This is a genomic window from Streptomyces sp. NPDC001410 (assembly GCF_042895235.1).
Taxonomy (GTDB): Bacteria; Actinomycetota; Actinomycetes; order Streptomycetales; family Streptomycetaceae; genus Streptomyces.
Map to the genome: position 1 here is coordinate 43,487 of NZ_JBIAWE010000019.1, position 15,869 is coordinate 59,355.

15 protein-coding genes and 1 tRNA gene are annotated in these 15,869 nt (G+C 71.5%); 13 read left to right on the plus strand and 3 right to left on the minus strand.

From position 1 onward, the window contains the following. Positions 1-16 precede the first annotated feature (16 nt). The 7 genes from galU to ACFY3C_RS34725 all read left to right on the plus strand — a co-directional run bounded on the left by galU (position 17) and on the right by ACFY3C_RS34725 (position 5,577). On the plus strand, positions 17-928 hold the full coding sequence (gene galU / locus ACFY3C_RS34695; RefSeq protein WP_386573322.1) for a UTP--glucose-1-phosphate uridylyltransferase GalU: 912 nt from the start codon (positions 17-19) through the stop codon (positions 926-928). Beyond that, complete coding sequence (gene glp, locus ACFY3C_RS34700; protein WP_386573320.1) at positions 925-2,247, plus strand: gephyrin-like molybdotransferase Glp; 1,323 nt, start codon at positions 925-927, stop codon at positions 2,245-2,247. The genes galU and glp overlap by 4 nt, the downstream gene beginning before the upstream one ends. Positions 2,248-2,326: 79 nt before the next feature. Then, positions 2,327-2,839 (plus strand): cyclic pyranopterin monophosphate synthase MoaC, encoded by a 513-nt coding sequence (moaC, locus tag ACFY3C_RS34705; protein ID WP_389176119.1) that lies wholly within the window; start codon positions 2,327-2,329, stop codon positions 2,837-2,839. Next, the gene (locus ACFY3C_RS34710) at positions 2,836-3,336 is read left to right on the plus strand and encodes a molybdenum cofactor biosynthesis protein B (protein ID WP_386573316.1); all 501 of its coding nucleotides are present in this window, start codon (positions 2,836-2,838) and stop codon (positions 3,334-3,336) included. The genes moaC and ACFY3C_RS34710 overlap by 4 nt, the downstream gene beginning before the upstream one ends. A gap of 20 nt (positions 3,337-3,356) precedes the next feature. After that, complete coding sequence (locus ACFY3C_RS34715; RefSeq protein WP_386573315.1) at positions 3,357-3,989, plus strand: GNAT family N-acetyltransferase; 633 nt, start codon at positions 3,357-3,359, stop codon at positions 3,987-3,989. A 185-nt stretch (positions 3,990-4,174) separates the two neighbouring features. Continuing rightward, on the plus strand, positions 4,175-5,410 hold the full coding sequence (gene glpR, locus ACFY3C_RS34720) for a gephyrin-like molybdotransferase receptor GlpR (RefSeq protein ID WP_390773627.1): 1,236 nt from the start codon (positions 4,175-4,177) through the stop codon (positions 5,408-5,410). Between the two features lie 93 nt (positions 5,411-5,503). Then, positions 5,504-5,577 (plus strand) — tRNA-Ala (locus ACFY3C_RS34725). Between the two features lie 50 nt (positions 5,578-5,627). On the opposite strand, the gene ACFY3C_RS34730 is transcribed toward ACFY3C_RS34725, so the two are convergent. After that, entirely contained in the window at positions 5,628-6,104 is a 477-nt protein-coding gene (locus tag ACFY3C_RS34730) for a GNAT family N-acetyltransferase (protein WP_386573312.1), read from the minus strand. A 71-nt stretch (positions 6,105-6,175) separates the two neighbouring features. Between ACFY3C_RS34730 and ACFY3C_RS34735 the strand changes: the two genes are divergently transcribed. Further along, positions 6,176-6,979, plus strand: a complete 804-nt coding sequence (locus ACFY3C_RS34735) for an exodeoxyribonuclease III (RefSeq protein ID WP_386573311.1) — start codon at positions 6,176-6,178, stop codon at positions 6,977-6,979. Between the two features lie 9 nt (positions 6,980-6,988). Here ACFY3C_RS34735 and ACFY3C_RS34740 read toward each other — a convergent pair whose 3' ends face one another. Then, positions 6,989-7,609: a MerR family transcriptional regulator gene (locus ACFY3C_RS34740; RefSeq protein ID WP_386573858.1), complete on the minus strand. Its 621-nt coding sequence runs from the start codon at positions 7,607-7,609 to the stop codon at positions 6,989-6,991. 200 nt (positions 7,610-7,809) lie between these two features. On the opposite strand from ACFY3C_RS34740, the gene ACFY3C_RS34745 reads away from it, so the two are divergent. From ACFY3C_RS34745 to ACFY3C_RS34760, 4 genes are all read left to right on the plus strand, one after another. Next, complete coding sequence (locus ACFY3C_RS34745) at positions 7,810-9,339, plus strand: flavin-containing monooxygenase (RefSeq protein WP_390773628.1); 1,530 nt, start codon at positions 7,810-7,812, stop codon at positions 9,337-9,339. Continuing rightward, the gene (locus ACFY3C_RS34750; RefSeq protein WP_386573308.1) at positions 9,336-10,253 is read left to right on the plus strand and encodes an alpha/beta fold hydrolase; all 918 of its coding nucleotides are present in this window, start codon (positions 9,336-9,338) and stop codon (positions 10,251-10,253) included. The genes ACFY3C_RS34745 and ACFY3C_RS34750 overlap by 4 nt, the downstream gene beginning before the upstream one ends. Next, the gene (locus ACFY3C_RS34755) at positions 10,250-11,134 is read left to right on the plus strand and encodes an SDR family oxidoreductase (RefSeq protein ID WP_386573307.1); all 885 of its coding nucleotides are present in this window, start codon (positions 10,250-10,252) and stop codon (positions 11,132-11,134) included. The genes ACFY3C_RS34750 and ACFY3C_RS34755 overlap by 4 nt, the downstream gene beginning before the upstream one ends. A gap of 94 nt (positions 11,135-11,228) precedes the next feature. After that, positions 11,229-11,444 carry a hypothetical protein gene (locus ACFY3C_RS34760; protein WP_386573305.1) on the plus strand — a complete coding sequence of 72 codons (216 nt, stop codon included), beginning with the start codon at positions 11,229-11,231 and terminating at the stop codon, positions 11,442-11,444. Positions 11,445-11,538: 94 nt separating this feature from the next. Here the strand turns inward: ACFY3C_RS34760 and ACFY3C_RS34765 are convergent, their stop codons facing one another. Next, on the minus strand, positions 11,539-14,931 hold the full coding sequence (locus tag ACFY3C_RS34765; RefSeq protein WP_390773629.1) for a S41 family peptidase: 3,393 nt from the start codon (positions 14,929-14,931) through the stop codon (positions 11,539-11,541). A gap of 167 nt (positions 14,932-15,098) precedes the next feature. Between ACFY3C_RS34765 and ACFY3C_RS34770 the strand changes: the two genes are divergently transcribed. Beyond that, positions 15,099-15,746 carry a TetR/AcrR family transcriptional regulator gene (locus ACFY3C_RS34770; RefSeq protein WP_390773630.1) on the plus strand — a complete coding sequence of 216 codons (648 nt, stop codon included), beginning with the start codon at positions 15,099-15,101 and terminating at the stop codon, positions 15,744-15,746. Positions 15,747-15,869 lie beyond the last annotated feature (123 nt).

Consider the following 15,869-nt stretch of genomic DNA (forward strand, 5'->3'; position numbering starts at 1 on the left):
GGTTAAGGTTGCGAGCATGACTCAGTCGCACCCCAGGATCAGCAAGGCTGTCATTCCCGCAGCGGGCCTCGGTACCCGGTTCCTGCCGGCCACCAAAGCCACTCCCAAGGAGATGCTGCCGGTCGTGGACAAGCCGGCGATCCAGTACGTGGTCGAGGAGGCCGTGTCGGCGGGGCTCGACGACGTCCTCATGATCACCGGACGCAACAAGCGTCCGCTGGAGGACCACTTCGACCGAAACTACGAGCTGGAATCGGCGCTCCAGAAGAAGGGAGACGCCGGGCGGCTCGCGAAGGTGCAGGAGTCCAGCGACCTGGCCACCATGCACTACGTGCGCCAGGGCGACCCCAGGGGCCTCGGTCACGCCGTCCTGTGCGCCGCCCCGCACGTCGGCCACGAGCCCTTCGCCGTCCTCCTCGGTGACGACCTGATCGACCCGCGCGACCCGCTGCTCCAGCGCATGATCGAGGTCCAGGAGCAGCACGGCGGCAGCGTGATCGCGCTCATGGAGGTCGCGCCCGAGCAGATCCACCTCTACGGCTGCGCGGCCGTCGAGGCCACCGCCGAGGGCGACGTGGTCAAGGTGACCGGCCTGGTCGAGAAGCCGGACCCGGCGGACGCCCCGTCGAACTACGCGATCATCGGCCGCTACGTCCTCGACCCGCACATCTTCGACATACTTCGCAAGACCGAGCCCGGCCGCGGCGGCGAGATCCAACTGACCGACGCCCTCCAGCAGCTGGCCCAGGACGAGAAGGTCGGCGGCCCGGTGCACGGCGTCGTCTTCAAGGGCCGCCGCTATGACACCGGCGACCGTGGCGACTACCTGCGTGCCATTGTCAGACTGGCGTGCGAACGTGAAGACCTGGGCCCGGACTTCCGGACCTGGCTTCGCAGTTACGTAGCCGAGGAGATGCAGCAACGTTGAGCAACGCCGCGACCAGCCCCGCCGGCCCGGACCACCTCTGGTCGGTGGACGAGCACCTGGAGGACATCCTCTCCACCGTCCGTCCCCTCGAACCCATCGAGCTGCAACTGCTCGACGCCCAGGGCTGTGTCCTGGTCGACGACGTCACGGTGCCGGTCTCCCTGCCACCGTTCGACAACAGCTCCATGGACGGGTACGCGGTGCGGGTCGCGGACGTCGCCGGCGCCACCGAGGAGTTCCCGGCCGTCCTCGAGGTCGTCGGGGACGTCGCGGCCGGCTCGGCCGACCTGGTCCGGGTCGGACCCGGCCAGGCCGCCCGCATCATGACCGGCGCCCCGCTGCCGCCCGGCGCCGAGGCCGTCGTCCCCGTCGAGTGGACCGACGGCGGGCTCGGCGAGGGCCCCGTGAGCGGGATGCGGGCCCGCAGCCTGACCCCCGAGGGCGCCGAGGGGCAGGTGCGCGTGCACCGCCCCGCCGAGGCACGCGCGCACGTGCGCGACAGGGGCAGCGACGTGAAGGCCGGAGACCTGGCCCTGGAGGCCGGGACGATCCTCGGTCCGCCGCAGATCGCACTGCTCGCCGCGATCGGCCGGGGCACCGTACGGGTGCGCCCGCGCCCGCGCGTGGTCGTCGTGTCCACGGGCAGCGAACTCGTCCAGCCCGGCGAGGACCTGGGCAGCGGCCAGATCTACGACTCCAACAGCTTCGCCCTCACCGCGGCAGCCCGCGACGCAGGCGCCATCGCCTACCGGGTGGGCGCCGTCGCCGACGACGCCGACACCCTCCGCTCCACCATCGAGGACCAGCTCATCCGCGCCGACCTGCTGGTGACCACGGGCGGGGTGAGCGTCGGGGCGTACGACGTCGTCAAGGAGGCGCTGTCGCACGTAGGCGACGAGGACGAGGCGGGTGGCGGCATCGACTTCCGCAAGATCGCCATGCAGCCGGGCAAGCCCCAGGGCTTCGGCTCCATCGGCCGCGACCACACGCCCCTGCTGGCGCTGCCGGGCAACCCGGTGTCGTCGTACGTCTCCTTCGAGCTGTTCGTCCGCCCAGCGATCCGCACCCTGATGGGCCTCGATGACGTCCACCGGCCCCGCACCCGGGCCACCCTGAAGGCGGACAAGGCGCTCGGCTCCCCGAAGGGGCGCCGGCAGTTCCTGCGCGGCAAGTACGCCGACGGCGAGGTGACTCCCGTGGGCGGCTCGGGCTCCCATCTGGTCGCGGCGCTGGCGCAGGCCGACGCGCTGATCGTCGTCCCCGAGGACGTGGAGTCCGCCGAGCCCGGTACGGACGTGGAGGTCGTGCTGCTCGGCTGACGAGCGGGCGGTACCGTGTCGCGCACAACAGGCCCGCGCACCGCACTGCGACGGGCCCGGACCGGGAGCGCCACACACCATGACTGTGCCTTCCCGGGGGGAGACCCCCGGACGCCCTGTGCAGGACCGACTCACGCACATCGACGACGCGGGCGCGGCCCGCATGGTCGACGTGTCCGGGAAGGACGTGACCGCGCGCACCGCCCGCGCGAGCGGCCGGGTCCTGGTGTCACCGCGGGTGGTCGAGCTGCTGCGCGGAGAGGGTGTGCCCAAGGGGGACGCCCTGGCCACCGCGCGCATCGCGGGCATCATGGGCGCCAAGCGCACCCCGGACCTGATCCCGCTGTGCCACCCCTTGTCGGTGTCCGGTGTGAAACTGGATCTGTCGGTCGCGGACGACGCCGTGGAGATCTGGGCCACCGTGAAGACGACGGACCGTACGGGCGTCGAGATGGAGGCCCTCACCGCGGTGACGGTCGCCGCGCTCACCGTGATCGACATGGTCAAGGCGGTCGACAAGGGAGCGGTCATCACGGACGTTCGGGTGGAGGAGAAGACGGGCGGCAAGTCGGGCGACTGGAGCCGGTCATGACGTACCGCGCGCTGGTGGTCACCGCCTCCAACCGGGCTGCCGCGGGGGTCTACGAGGACAAGGGCGGCCCCCTCATCGCCGACGGCCTGCGGGGCTTCGGCTTCGACGTCGACGGCCCTCGGGTCGTCCCGGACGGGGACCCGGTGGAGGCGGCCCTGCGCGCCGGTGCCGACGCCGGCTACGACGTCGTCGTCACCACCGGCGGCACCGGTGTCTCGCCCACCGACCGCACGCCCGAGGCGACCCGCGCGGTGATCGACTACGAGGTGCCGGGCATCGCGGAGGCCATTCGGGCGTTCGGACGGGAGAAGGTGCCGGCTGCGGCGCTCTCCCGGGGCCTGGCCGGGGTGGCCGGGCGGACCCTGATCGTCAATCTGCCGGGCTCCACCGGCGGGGTGCGGGACGGCCTCGCCGTCCTGGAGCCGCTGCTGGTCCACGCCGTCGACCAGATCCGCGGCGGCGACCATCCGAGACCCAGTAGTGGGGGTGCGAGCTGAACAGCCCTTCCTGGCCCGTCGTGCTGGCGGACGGAGACGTCGTCCTCCGGCCGATAAAGCTGCGCGACCAGCGGGTCTGGCGTGAGGTGAACCGGCGCAACAGGGACTGGCTGCGCCCCTGGGAGGCGACCATCCCGCCGCCCACGCCGAGCGGGCCGATCACGCACCGGCCGACCTACCGCCAGATGGTCCGGCATCTGCGGTCCGAGGCCCACGCGGGCCGGATGCTGCCGTTCGTCATCGAGTACCGGGGGCAGCTCGTCGGGCAGTTGACGGTCGCCGGGATCACCTGGGGGTCGATGTGCTCGGGCCACGTCGGCTACTGGGTGGACGAGGCGGTGGCCGGGCGCGGGGTGATGCCGACGGCCGTCGCGCTCGTGGTCGACCACTGTTTCCGCACCGTCGGGCTGCACCGCATCGAGGTCTGCATTCGCCCCGAGAACCGGCCCAGCCGCCGGGTCGTGGAGAAACTCGGATTCCGCGAGGAGGGGCTGCGGCCGCGTTATCTGCACATCGACGGAGCCTGGCGCGACCACCTCGTCTTCGCGCTCACGGCGGAAGAAGTGCCGGAGGGGTTGCTCGGGCGCTGGCAGCGGGCACGCTCTCAGCAGACGCGGCACACGCAGGAGAACACTCCGGGGAATCCGGTCTAGGCCAGAAATTGAATACGTGTTCGAAATTGATCGGCTGATGACCGTCTCGGTGCATTGAATTGGCGGGCTCGGACGGTCCACTGATCGCATCGGTCGCAAAAAAAGCTCGAAATATCAGCCAGATCGTGCGACACACCGGCCCAATTGGCGGATGGCCTCACGCAAACCCCTCTACCGTGTGAGGCGTGAGCAGCAGCGGCCTCATCTACGCAGTCATTGTCGGGGCCTGGGCCGCCTACTTGGTGCCGATGTGGCTCCGTAGGCAGGACGAGCTGAACGAGGCCCGTCCGACGGAACGCTTCAGCACCGCCATCCGGCTGCTGTCCGGACGGGCGGGGATGGAGCGTCGGTACGCCAGGGACCTGCGGGCGCGCTCCGCCCAGGAGGGGGAGCCGGACGCCAGTGATCCGGACGCCGCCACCGACTCGGTGGACGTCCGGGCCTTCGCCATGCCTCCGACCCGCCGTCAGGTGCGCCCGGAGGCCGGGGCGGAGGCGTCCGGGCGGGCGGAACCGGTACGCGACCAGCCCGTCATCCCGGCGCCCAAGTCCCCTTCCGCGTCCGCGCATCACTCGCCCGGAGCCTCCGTGTCCGCCTCCGCCTCCGCGTCCGCGCAGAAGCGCGTACCGGCCGCGCGGCGCGCGCCCTCGGCACAGGCGTCCGCGGCGCGCGCCCGGCGCTCGAAGGTGCTGGCGCGCCGTCGGCGCACCACCGTGATGCTCTTTGTCGCCTTCACGCTCGGCGCGATCGTCGCCGCCGTCGGAGGCCTCGCCTTCCTGTGGGCGCCCGGCGTACCCGCGGTCATGCTCAGCACGTACATCGCCTATCTGCGCTCCCAGGAGCGCCGCCGGTTCGCCTACCAGATGGATCGCCGGCGCGCCGAGGTCGCAGCCCAGCGGCTGCGCGAACGCCAGCCGCGGCGGCGCGCGCCCCTCGACGCGGGCCCCGTCGCCGACGAACCGGACGAGGGACCAGAGACCGAGACCGACACCGGCCTCTCCGCGCTCGCCGCGGACCGCCGCGCCCTCGTCGAGCAGACCGACCACGCCGAGTGGGTCGACCAGCAGCAGCGTGAGCGCCAGCGGCGGCCCGGGCACGGGGACAGCTGGGACCCGGTGCCGGTGCCCCTGCCGACGTACGTGACCGCGCCGGTCGCGCCGCGGGCCACCTCCGACGTGGACCTGGGGGCGCCCGACACATGGAGTTCGGCGCGTTCCAGCTCGGTCGTGCCGGAGCAGGAGGCGAGCCGCGCGCCGGAGGCCGGGGAGGGCGAGGCGGCGCTCGCGTCCGAGGACAAGCCGGCGGACGACCGGAGCGACGCCCGCCGGGCGGCCTCCGCCCGCCGCTCGCGCGAGCGCGGACGCACCCCCCTCTTCGACCAGTACGAGGACGGGGACCGGCCGCGCGCGGCCAACGAGTGACCGCTGTCACGCGGCTGGAAGTCCGCCTCTGACCAGTCAGGGAACGGATTTCCAAGCACCCCGATGGGGATGCTAGAGTTTCACTCGTTGCAAGGGCCTGTGGCGCAGTCCGGTAGCGCACCTCGTTCGCATCGAGGGGGCCAGGGGTTCAAATCCCCTCAGGTCCACGCATCATGAAGCCCCGGTCGGCAGTAGCCGACCGGGGCTTCATCGCGTCCTACAGCTGCTTCGCGTAGCAGAGGCTCTCCTCGTAGTGGCGGTAGTAGCCGAACTTGGCGCAGGGCTCGTAACCGCTGGAGATGTACAGGGCGACGGCCTCCGGCTGCTTGGTGCCGGTCTCCAGAACCATGCGGACGCGGCCGGCCGCGCGGGCGTCCTCCTCCAGGACGGAGAGGATGCGGCGGGCGAGGCCCCGGCCGCGCATCGCCTCGACGACGAACATGCGCTTGAGTTCGGCGTCGCCGTCCTCGTTGCCCTCCTCGTTGAGGTCCTGGCTGCGCCAGCCGCCGGTGGCCACCGGGCGGTCGTGCTCGTCGTAGGCGATCAGGTACGCGCCCCGGGGCGGGGCGAAGTCGGCGGCGTCGAGGACCGTGGCGTCGCCGCCGTCGCCGTAGCGCAGGTGGTACTCGGCCTGGACCTCGTCGTTGAGCTTGACGGCGTCGGGGTGATCGAAGCGAACACGGCGTATATTCATGCTAAGTATCGTACTTCTATGCAGAAGGTGGGGAACGCGGACCACGACCAGTGTGCCGGTATCGTGCCCTGGTGCTGACTGTGACCACGGTGAACGTGAACGGGCTGCGGGCCGCCGCCAAGAAGGGCTTCGTGGAGTGGCTCGCCCAGACCTCCGCGGACGTCGTCTGCCTCCAGGAGGTGCGCGCCGAGCCGCACCAGCTGCCGGAGGAGGTCCGGCAGCCCGACGGCTGGCACGTCGTGCACGCCCCGGCGGCCGCCAAGGGGCGCGCGGGCGTCTCCCTGTACACGCGGCGTGAGCCCGACCGGGTCCGGGTCGGCTTCGGGTCGGCCGAGTTCGACGGCAGTGGGCGCTACGTCGAGGCCGACCTGCCCGGTGTGACCGTCGCCTCGCTCTACCTGCCCTCCGGTGAGGTCGGCACCGAGCGCCAGGACGAGAAGGTCCGCTTCATGGACGAGTTCCTCGTCCACCTCAGGGAGCTGCGCGAGCGGGCCGCCGCCGACGGGCGCCAAGTGGTCGTCTGCGGCGACTGGAACATCGCCCACCAGCAGGCCGACCTCAAGAACTGGCGCGGCAACACCAAGAACTCGGGCTTCCTGCCCGAGGAGCGGGAGTGGCTCACCCGGGTGCTCGCCGCTCAGGACGGCGGCTACGTGGACGTCGTACGCGCCCTGCACCCGGACGCCGAGGGGCCGTACACCTGGTGGTCGTACCGCGGGCGGGCCTTCGACAACGACTCGGGATGGCGCATCGACTACCACGTGGCCACCCCGGGGCTCGCGGCCAAGGCCGTCAAGGGGCTCGTGGAGCGAGCGGCCACGCACGCCGAGCGGTGGTCCGACCATGCGCCGGTGACCGTCGTGTACGACCTGTAGGAGCGCGGCTCAGTCCCGCTTGCTGAGCCGCCGGTCCAGCGCCAGGGACAGTTCCGCCTCCACGACGCTCCGGGCGAGCGGGCGCAGGCGGTGCAGGTCCTCCTCGGGGGCGTGGCGCAGGATCAGGTCGCGGAAGAGTTCGGCGAGGGCGTCGGCGTGTTCGCGCACGCGCTTGCCGGCCGCCAGGACCTCGGCGAGGGGTATGCCCTCGCGGACCAGGGCCGAGGAGACGTCCAGCAGGCGCCGGCTGATGTGGACGATCTCGTCGCCGTCGGTGCCGAGATAGCCCAGCTCCATGGCGGCGGCGAGGTTCTCGGGGGTGACCTCGCCCTCGAAGCGGGCGGCGAGTTCCTCGGGGGTGAGGTGGACCGGCTCCTCCTCGGTGGGGGTGCCGACGCCGAGCAGGTCGGCGACATCGCGGCCCTGGTCGAGGGCTTCGGCGAGTTCCGCGATGCCGTTGAGGGTGTGACCGCGCTCCAGCAGCGCCGAGATCGTGCGCAGGCGGGCCAGGTGGTGGTCGTCGTACCAGGCGATACGACCCTCGCGGCGCGGTGGCGGGATCAGCTTGCGCTCGCGGTAGAAGCGCAGCGTGCGCACGGTGATGCCGGCCAGGCGGGCCAGCTCCTCCATGCGGTACTCGCGCGGTGCGCCGACCTTGCCGCTGCCCTGCTCGTCCTTGCGTTCGCCGTCGTCTGCCACGTCCGAAGCCTATGTTGTACCGCCGGTAACTTTCCCTCGCCTGCCCCTACCGCTCGGTACGGAGCTGCTCTACAGTCCCATTGCGCCAGTGTTCACTGGCAGAGTCCAAGGCGATGCGTGGAGGCTTCGGGATGGCCGAGCACGAGCATGTACGAGTGGCGGTGATCGGGTCCGGGTTCGGCGGACTGGGAGCCGCGGTGCGGCTGCGCCGCGAGGGGATCACCGACTTCGTCGTCCTGGAGCGGGCCGACAGCGTCGGCGGCACCTGGCGGGACAACAACTACCCCGGGTGCGCCTGCGACGTCCCCTCCCACCTGTACTCCTTCTCCTTCGCGCCCAACCCGGACTGGCCGCGCACCTTCTCCGGGCAGCGGCACATCCGCGCCTACCTGGAACACGTCACCGACGTCTTCGGGCTGCGCCCGCACATCCGCTTCGACTCCGAGGTCAAGCTGATGACCTGGGACGGCGAGCGGCTGTGCTGGGAGATCGAGACGACCCGGGGGACGCTGACCGCCGACGTCGTCGTCTCCGCCACCGGGCCGCTGTCCGACCCGAAGATCCCGCAGATCCCGGGGCTCGACTCCTTCCCCGGCAAGGTGTTCCACTCGGCCCGCTGGGACCACGACTACGACCTGCGCGGCAAGCGCGTTGCCATGGTCGGCACCGGCGCCTCCGCCATCCAGATCGTGCCCGCCATCCAGCCGCAGGTGGGCCGGCTCACCCTCTTCCAGCGCACCCCGCCCTGGGTGATGCCCCGCGTGGACCGCGCCATCAGCGGCGCCGAGCGCCGGCTGCACCGGGCTCTGCCCTTCACCACCCAGCTGCGGCGCGGACTGCTGTGGGGGCTCCGGGAGCTGCAGGTGCAGGCGTTCACCAAGCATCCCGACGAACTCGGCCTGGTCGAACAGCTCGCCAAGCGCAACATGGCCCGCGCCATCAAGGACCCGGCCCTGCGCGCCAGGCTCACCCCGGACTACCGCATCGGCTGCAAGCGGATCCTGCTGTCCAGCGAGTACTACCCGGCCCTCGCCCGGCCGAATGTGGACGTCGTCGCGAGCGGGCTCACCGAGATCCGCGGGTCGACCGTGATCGCCGCCGACGGCACCGAGGCCGAGGTCGACGTGATCATCTTCGGTACGGGCTTCCACGTCACGGACATGCCCATCGCCGAGCGCGTGGTCGGCGCGGCGGGCGGCACGCTCGTGGAGTCCTGGAAGAGCGGCATGCAGGCGCTGCGCGGCGCCTCGGCCACCGGGTTCCCGAACTGGATGACGATCATCGGGCCCAACACCGGGCTCGGGAACTCCTCCATGATCCTCATGATCGAGTCCCAGCTGAACTACATGGCCGACTACCTGCGCCAGCTCGACGTCCTCGGTGGCCGCACCGCCCTCGACGCCCGGCCCGCCGCCGTCGACGGCTGGAACCACAAGGTCCAGGAGCGCATGAAGCGGACCGTGTGGAACACCGGCGGCTGCACCAGCTGGTACCTCGACGCGAGCGGCCGCAACACCACCATCTGGCCCGGTACGACGACCGAGTTCCGGCGCGCGACCCGGCGGGTGGACCTGGCGGAGTACGAGGTGATCCGGAAGGCCGACGCCAAGCCCGCCGAAGCGGACACGGCTGTCCAGCAGGAGAGCGAGGCCGCCGCATGAGCCGTCTCACCTCCGTGGCCTCCGGCCCCTACGCCCCGCCCGCCCCCGCCCGCACCCTCACCGTGGTCTCCGCCGACGGCGCACGCCTGCACGTCGAGGTCCACGGGCCAAAGGACGCGCCCCCTGTCGTCCTCTCCCACGGCTGGACCTGCTCGACCGCGTTCTGGGCGGCGCAGATACGGGAGTTGGCGGCCGACCACCGGGTGATCGCGTACGACCAGCGGGGGCACGGGCGCAGTCCTGCGAGCCCCGCGTGCACCACCGACGCCCTGGCGGACGATCTGGAAGCGGTGCTCGCCGAGACGCTCGCGCCCGGTGAGAAGGCCGTGATCGTGGGGCACTCCATGGGCGGGATGACGGTCATGGCCGCCTCCGCGCGCCCCCGTTTCCGCGAACACGCCGCCGCCGTCCTGCTGTGCAGCACCGGCAGCTCGCGGCTGGTCGCGGAGTCGCGGGTGGTGCCGCTGCGCGCCGGGCGCGTGCGTACCTGGATCACCGGGCACATTCTCGGTTCGCGCGCTCCTCTCGGCCCGGTCACGCCCGTCGCGAAGCGCATCCTCAAGTACGCCACCATGGGCGCCGGTTCCGCCCCGCACATGGTGGAGGCGTGCGCGCGGATCGTGCACGCCTGCCCGCGCGCCGTGCGCCACGCCTGGGCCGCCGTGCTCGCGGCGCTCGACCTCGACCACGGCGTACGGGAGTTGCACGTGCCCACCGAGGTGGTGCACGGCGCATCCGACCGGCTGACGCCCCCCGTGCACGCTCGCGCGCTGGTGGCCGCGCTGCCCCGGTGCATCGGCCTCACCGAACTCACCGGCGTCGGTCACATGACCCCGATCGAGGCCCCGGAGTTGATGACCGGAAAGATCCGGGCACTCGTCAGCACCTACACGTACACCAAGGAGGGCGCATGAGCAGGGTCAGCCTCGAAGGGCAGGTCGCCGTCGTCACGGGAGCGGCGCGCGGCGTCGGCGAGTTGCTCGCGCGCAAGCTGTCCGCGCGCGGTGCCAAGGTGGCGCTCGTCGGACTGGAGGAGGAGGCGCTCAAGGAGGTCTCCGAGCGGCTGCACAGCGACAGTGCGCACTGGTACGCCGACGTCACCGACCACGAGGCTATGAGCCGGGTGGCGCAGGAGGTCAAGGAGCGGTTCGGCAAGGTCGACATCGTCGTGGCCAACGCCGGTGTGGCGACCGGCGGGCCCTTCGCCGACTCCGATCCGCAGGCCTGGCGGCGCGTGATCGAGGTGAACCTGATCGGTTCGGCGGTGACGGCCCGGGCCTTCCTGCCGGTGCTCACCGAGAGCCGCGGCTACCTGCTGCAGATCGCCTCGCTCGCCGCGATGACCCCGGCGCCGATGATGACGGCTTACTGCGCCTCCAAGTCGGGCGTGGAGGCGTACGCGCACAGTCTGCGCGCCGAGGTCGGCCACCAGGGCGTGCGCGTCGGTGTCGGCTACCTGTCCTGGACCGACACCGACATGGTGCGCGGGGCCGACCAGGACGACGTCATGCGGGAGTTGAGGCAGCGGCTGCCGTGGCCGGCGAACAAGACGTACCCGCTGGGCCCGGCGGTGGACCGGATCGTCGCCGGTATCGAGCGGCGCTCGGCGCACGTGTACGCGCAGTGGTGGCTGCGCGGCATGCAGGGCGTGCGCGGATATCTGCCGGCGCTCATCGGCACCGTCGGCCAGCGCGAGATGCGGCGGTTCGCGCCCCGTCTGCAGGGGATGAGTTCCGGGCTCGTCGGCGCAGGTGGCGAGGCCGACGAAGCGGCGAGGGCTACGCACCGTAACTGATCGAAGTGCGCTCCGTGTCCACCCGTGTGAATCTGGTCGAGGCCCCTCCGAGGGGCCTCCCCCCCACCCACACCCACCACGGGAGTGAACCCACATGGGTATGAAGGACAAGTCCAGCAAGATCGGTCAGGGCAAGGAGAAGGCCGGCCAGCAGGGTCAGCCGCAGCCGGGTCAGCCGCAGCGCGGCCAGCAGCAGCGCGGTCAGCAGCCGCAGCGCGGCCAGCAGCAGCGTGGCCAGCAGTCCGAGCGCCGCATCCCGGACACGGACCAGGAGATGAGGGACCGGCTCGACCAGGACTACGACGCCTAGTCGTCACCCTCGACTTCACCCCTGAGGCGGGGTGCCCGGTGATCGCCGGGCACCCCGCTTCGTCGTTCCCGGGCCCCGCTCCCGCCGGCTCCCGCTAGGGCGTCGTCCGGGGCGGCAGCTTCGGCCTCGACCGGTCCGGTACGTCGCTGTAGTCCGGGGGAACCGCCGCGGGGTTGGTGTCCAGCAGCTCCACGGCCAGCTGCACGGCGTCGTCGAGCTGGGCGTGCCGGCCCTCGGCCCAGTCCAGCGGGGTGCGCAGGATCTCCAGGTCGGGGGCCACACCGTGGTTCTCCACGGACCAGCCGTAGGCGTCGAACCAGGCGGCGTTCATCGGGACCGTGATCACCGTGCCGTCGCCGAGGCGGTGCCGGCCGGTCATGCCGACGACTCCGCCCCAGGTGCGCTGCCCCACGACCGGACCGAGTTTCAGGAGTTTGAAGGCGGCGGTGATCATGTCGCCGTCGGAGGAGGTCGCCTCGTCCGCCAGGGCCACCACCGGGCCCCGGGGCGCGTTCGAGGTGTACGACACCGGTTGCGCGTTCCGGGTCAGGTCCCAGCCCAGGATCGTCCGGGTGAGCTTCTCGATGACGAGTTCGCTGATGTGCCCGCCGGCGTTGCCGCGCACGTCCACGATCAGCGCGGGCCGGGACACCTCCTTGCGCAGGTCCCGGTTGAACTGGGCCCAGCCGGAGCCGCCCATGTCCGGGATGTGCAGGTAGCCGCACTTGCCGCCGCTCAACTCCCGTACGACCTCACGGCGCTTGGTGACCCAGTCCTGGTAGCGCAGCGGCCGTTCGTCGACGAGCGGGACGACGGCGACCCGCCGGGGCACGCCGGTTTCGCCCTCCGCCAGATCAGAGGGGCCCGAAGGGCCTTCCTCGGAAGGGTGGTGGTGGGCGACGGGTTGGGCGAAGGTCAGTTCCACGGTCGTACCGCCCGAGCCCGCGAGCAGCGGATACGGTCCCGCCACCGGATCGACCGGGCGGCCGTCCACATGGGTCAGGACGGCGCCCTCCTGGATGCCGGTCCCGGCCAGCGGCGAGCGGGCCTTGGAGTCGGACGAGTCGCCGGGCAGGATCCGCTTGACCGTCCAGCCCGCGTCCCGGCGTACGAAGTTGGCGCCGAGCAGGCCCTGCCAGCGCTGGTAGTGGGGCGGGCCCTCGTTGCGCCGGGCGGCGGTGACGTAGGCGTGCGACGTGCCCAGCTCGCCCAGCACCTCGCGCAGCAGGTCGGCGAACTCGTCGGGGGAGGCGACCCGTTCGACGAGCGGCCGGTACTGGGCGAGCACGGCGTCCCAGTCGATGCCGCTCATGCCCGGGTCCCAGAAGTAGGAGCGGATGAGACGGCCGGCCTCCTCGTAGGACTGACGCCATTCAGCGGCCGGGTCGACGTCGTGCAGGATGCGGCGCAGGTCGATCCACACGGTCGTGTCGCTGTCGCCGGACTCGGTCGACGGCACCGCCCGCAGATCCCCCTCGTCGACCACCACGAGCCGGGTCCCGTCCCCGCTCACCGCGAACCAGTCGAGATGGTCGACGAGTTCGGACTTCTTCGCCTTGGTGATGTTGAAGTACTCCAGCGTCGGCCGTCCGCTGATGTCGGCCGGGTTGACGAAGGTCTCGCCGAGCGCGCCGGAGATGGGCCAGCGCAGCCAGACCAGGCCGCCGCCCGCGACCGGGTGCAGCGCCGAGTACTTGGAGGCGATGACCGGGAACGGCGTCACCCGGTTCTCCAGGCCCTCCACCTCCACGGTCACCGTGCCGGCCTCGCCGCTCTCCTCGTCCTCGACGGGGTCGAGCCCGCCCGCCGCCGGCCGGCCCTCGGGGTTCAGTGCGAACGGGGACGGGGTCGCGGAGGACAGCGGGACCAGGTACGGGCGGCAGCCCAGCGGGAAGGACAGGTCGCCGGTGTGGACGTCGTACACCGGGTCGAAGCCGCGCCAGGAGAGGAAGGCGAGGTAGCGGCCGTCGCGGGTGAAGACGGGGTTCTCGTCCTCGAAGCGGCCGTTGGTGACGTCCACGATGAGCCGGTCCTTGATGCGGGCCAGCTTGATCTGCCGCAGCGAGCGGCCGATGCCCGGCTGCGACCAGGCGAGCCAGGATCCGTCCGGGGAGAAGGCGAGGTCGCGGACGGGCCCGTTGATGGACCGAATCAGCTCGGCGACCTGCCCGTCCACCGATTCCACCGAGCCTTCAGCGCCACCGGAGTCGTCGGAGCCCTCAGCGACACCCTCTGCGACCCCCTCTCCGACCTCCGCCGCTTCCTCCGCCACGTCGATCAGCAGCAACCGCCCGTCGTGCGACGCGATCGCCAGCCGCTCGCCCAGTGGATCGGACGCCATCTCCAGCACCCGGCCCAGCTCGCCCGAGGCCAGTCGGCGCGGGGCGCGGTCGCCGCTGGCGCGGGGGAGGTGGGCGATCTCGATGGCGTCCTCGCCCTCGGCGTCCGTCACGTACGCCACCTGCCCGGTAGAGCCGAGCATCTCCGGCAGCCGGACCCGCACGCCGGGCGTGTCCGTGATCGTGCGCGCGGGGCCGTCCCGGTGCGTGAGCCAGTGCAGGCTGCCGCGCACGACGACGGCGCTGGCCCGCCCGGTCTCGTCCACGGAGATGCCGTCCACGTGCTGGGCGGCCGGCACCTGGTACCTGCGGCGTCCCGCGCGCGGGCCGCTCAGCCGGATGTCGAGCTTGTGCGGTACGGCGTTCGGGGCGAGGTCGTCCACCAGCCACAGGTCGCCCGCGCACTGGTACACCACCCGGGTGCCGTCGCTGGCGGCGTTGCGGGCGTAGAAGGCGTCGTGGTCGGTGTGGCGGCGCAGGTCGGAGCCGTCGTGGGCACAGGAGTAGAGGTTGCCGACGCCCTCGTGGTCGGAGAGGAAGGCGATCCGGCCGCCGACGAACATGGGGGAGGCCAGATGCCCGCCGATCCCCTCCAGCAGCCGCTTGCCGTGCAGCCACAGTCGGCCCATGGCGCCGCCCCGGTACCGCTTCCAGGAGGCGGGTTCGTGCGGCGGGGTGCCGGTGAGCAGCAGGGTCATGTGCACGTCGTCGATGTCGGCGACCTGGATGTCGGAGACCGGGCCCCAGGGCAGCTTGCGGCCGGGGTCGCCGTCCGTGGGCACCTTGTAGGCCCAGGTGTAGTAGGAGAAGGGCTGGCCGTGGGAGGCGACGGCGAGGATGTCGCGGTGGCCGTCCGCGTCGGGCGGTGTCCAGCCGCAGACCTGGGTGTCGATGCTGCCCCAGTAGGTCAGCTGCCGCGCGGGTCCGCCGTCGACACTGACGAGATGGATCTCGGGCATGAGGCTGCGCCAGCTCGTGTAGGCGATCTGGCGGCCGTCGGGGGAGAAGCGGGGAGGGCCGGTCTTGGTGCGGTCCACGGTGAGCCGCCAGGCGCGGCCGGGGGAGTCGAGGGGGGCCAGCCACAGGTCGTCCTCGGCCACGAAGCACAGCAGGTCGCCGTTGAGGTGGGGAAGGCGCAGATAGCTCACCTCCCCATGCTTTTCCGGGTGCGCAGGCCCAGCAACTTATGGAAAACCGACAGGCGTGACCCAGCACACGTACGAAACTGTTTCGTTTCGCTTGTCGTTGCGATAGATTCGTCACGTACGAAACCGTGTCGTTCGGAGCGGGCAACCGCGTCGGGAAGGTGATGGACATGGCTGAGGCATCCAAGGGCGCGGCGTCAGCCGCTCCAGTGGAGCCGGTGCTTGCACCGGGGCGTCGCAGTCGGATCACGCCCGAACGCGAGGCCGAGTTGTACGAGGCCGTGCTCGACCTGCTCCGCGAAGTCGGCTACGACGCCCTCACCATGGACGCCGTGGCCGCCCGCACCCGGTCCAGCAAGGCGACGCTCTACCGCCAGTGGGGCGGCAAGGCCGAGCTGGTGGCGAAGGCGGTGCGGCACAACAAGCCGGGCGGCCTCGGTCTCGATGAGATCGACACCGGGTCGCTCAAGGGCGACCTGCACACCCTGACCATGCGGTCGGACGACTGCGAGATGGAACAGAACTCCGCGCTGATGCGGGGTCTGGCCATGGCGATCCATGGCAACCCGGAACTCCTGCAGGCGTTCCGGGACCATCTGATCGAGCCGGAGATGGCCCAGTTCCGCAAGGTGCTGCAGCGGGCCATCGACCGGGGCGAGGTCCGTGCGGACAACCCGGCGATCGAGTTCGTGATGCACATGATGATCGGCGGGTTCGCCGCCCGCACGATGATCGACGAGAAGCCGCCGACGCAGGACTTCCTCATTTCGTACATCGACGCCGTGGTCCTCCCCGCCCTCGGCGTCACCGCCGGCTGAACCCGTCGGCCGAGCCCCTCGGCCGAACCCGCCGGCTGAACCCTCTCCCCAGCAAGCCCACCACCTGACGTCACCGCTCACGTCGTTGGGCTGATCGCCCCTGCCCAGATGAACCCCACGACC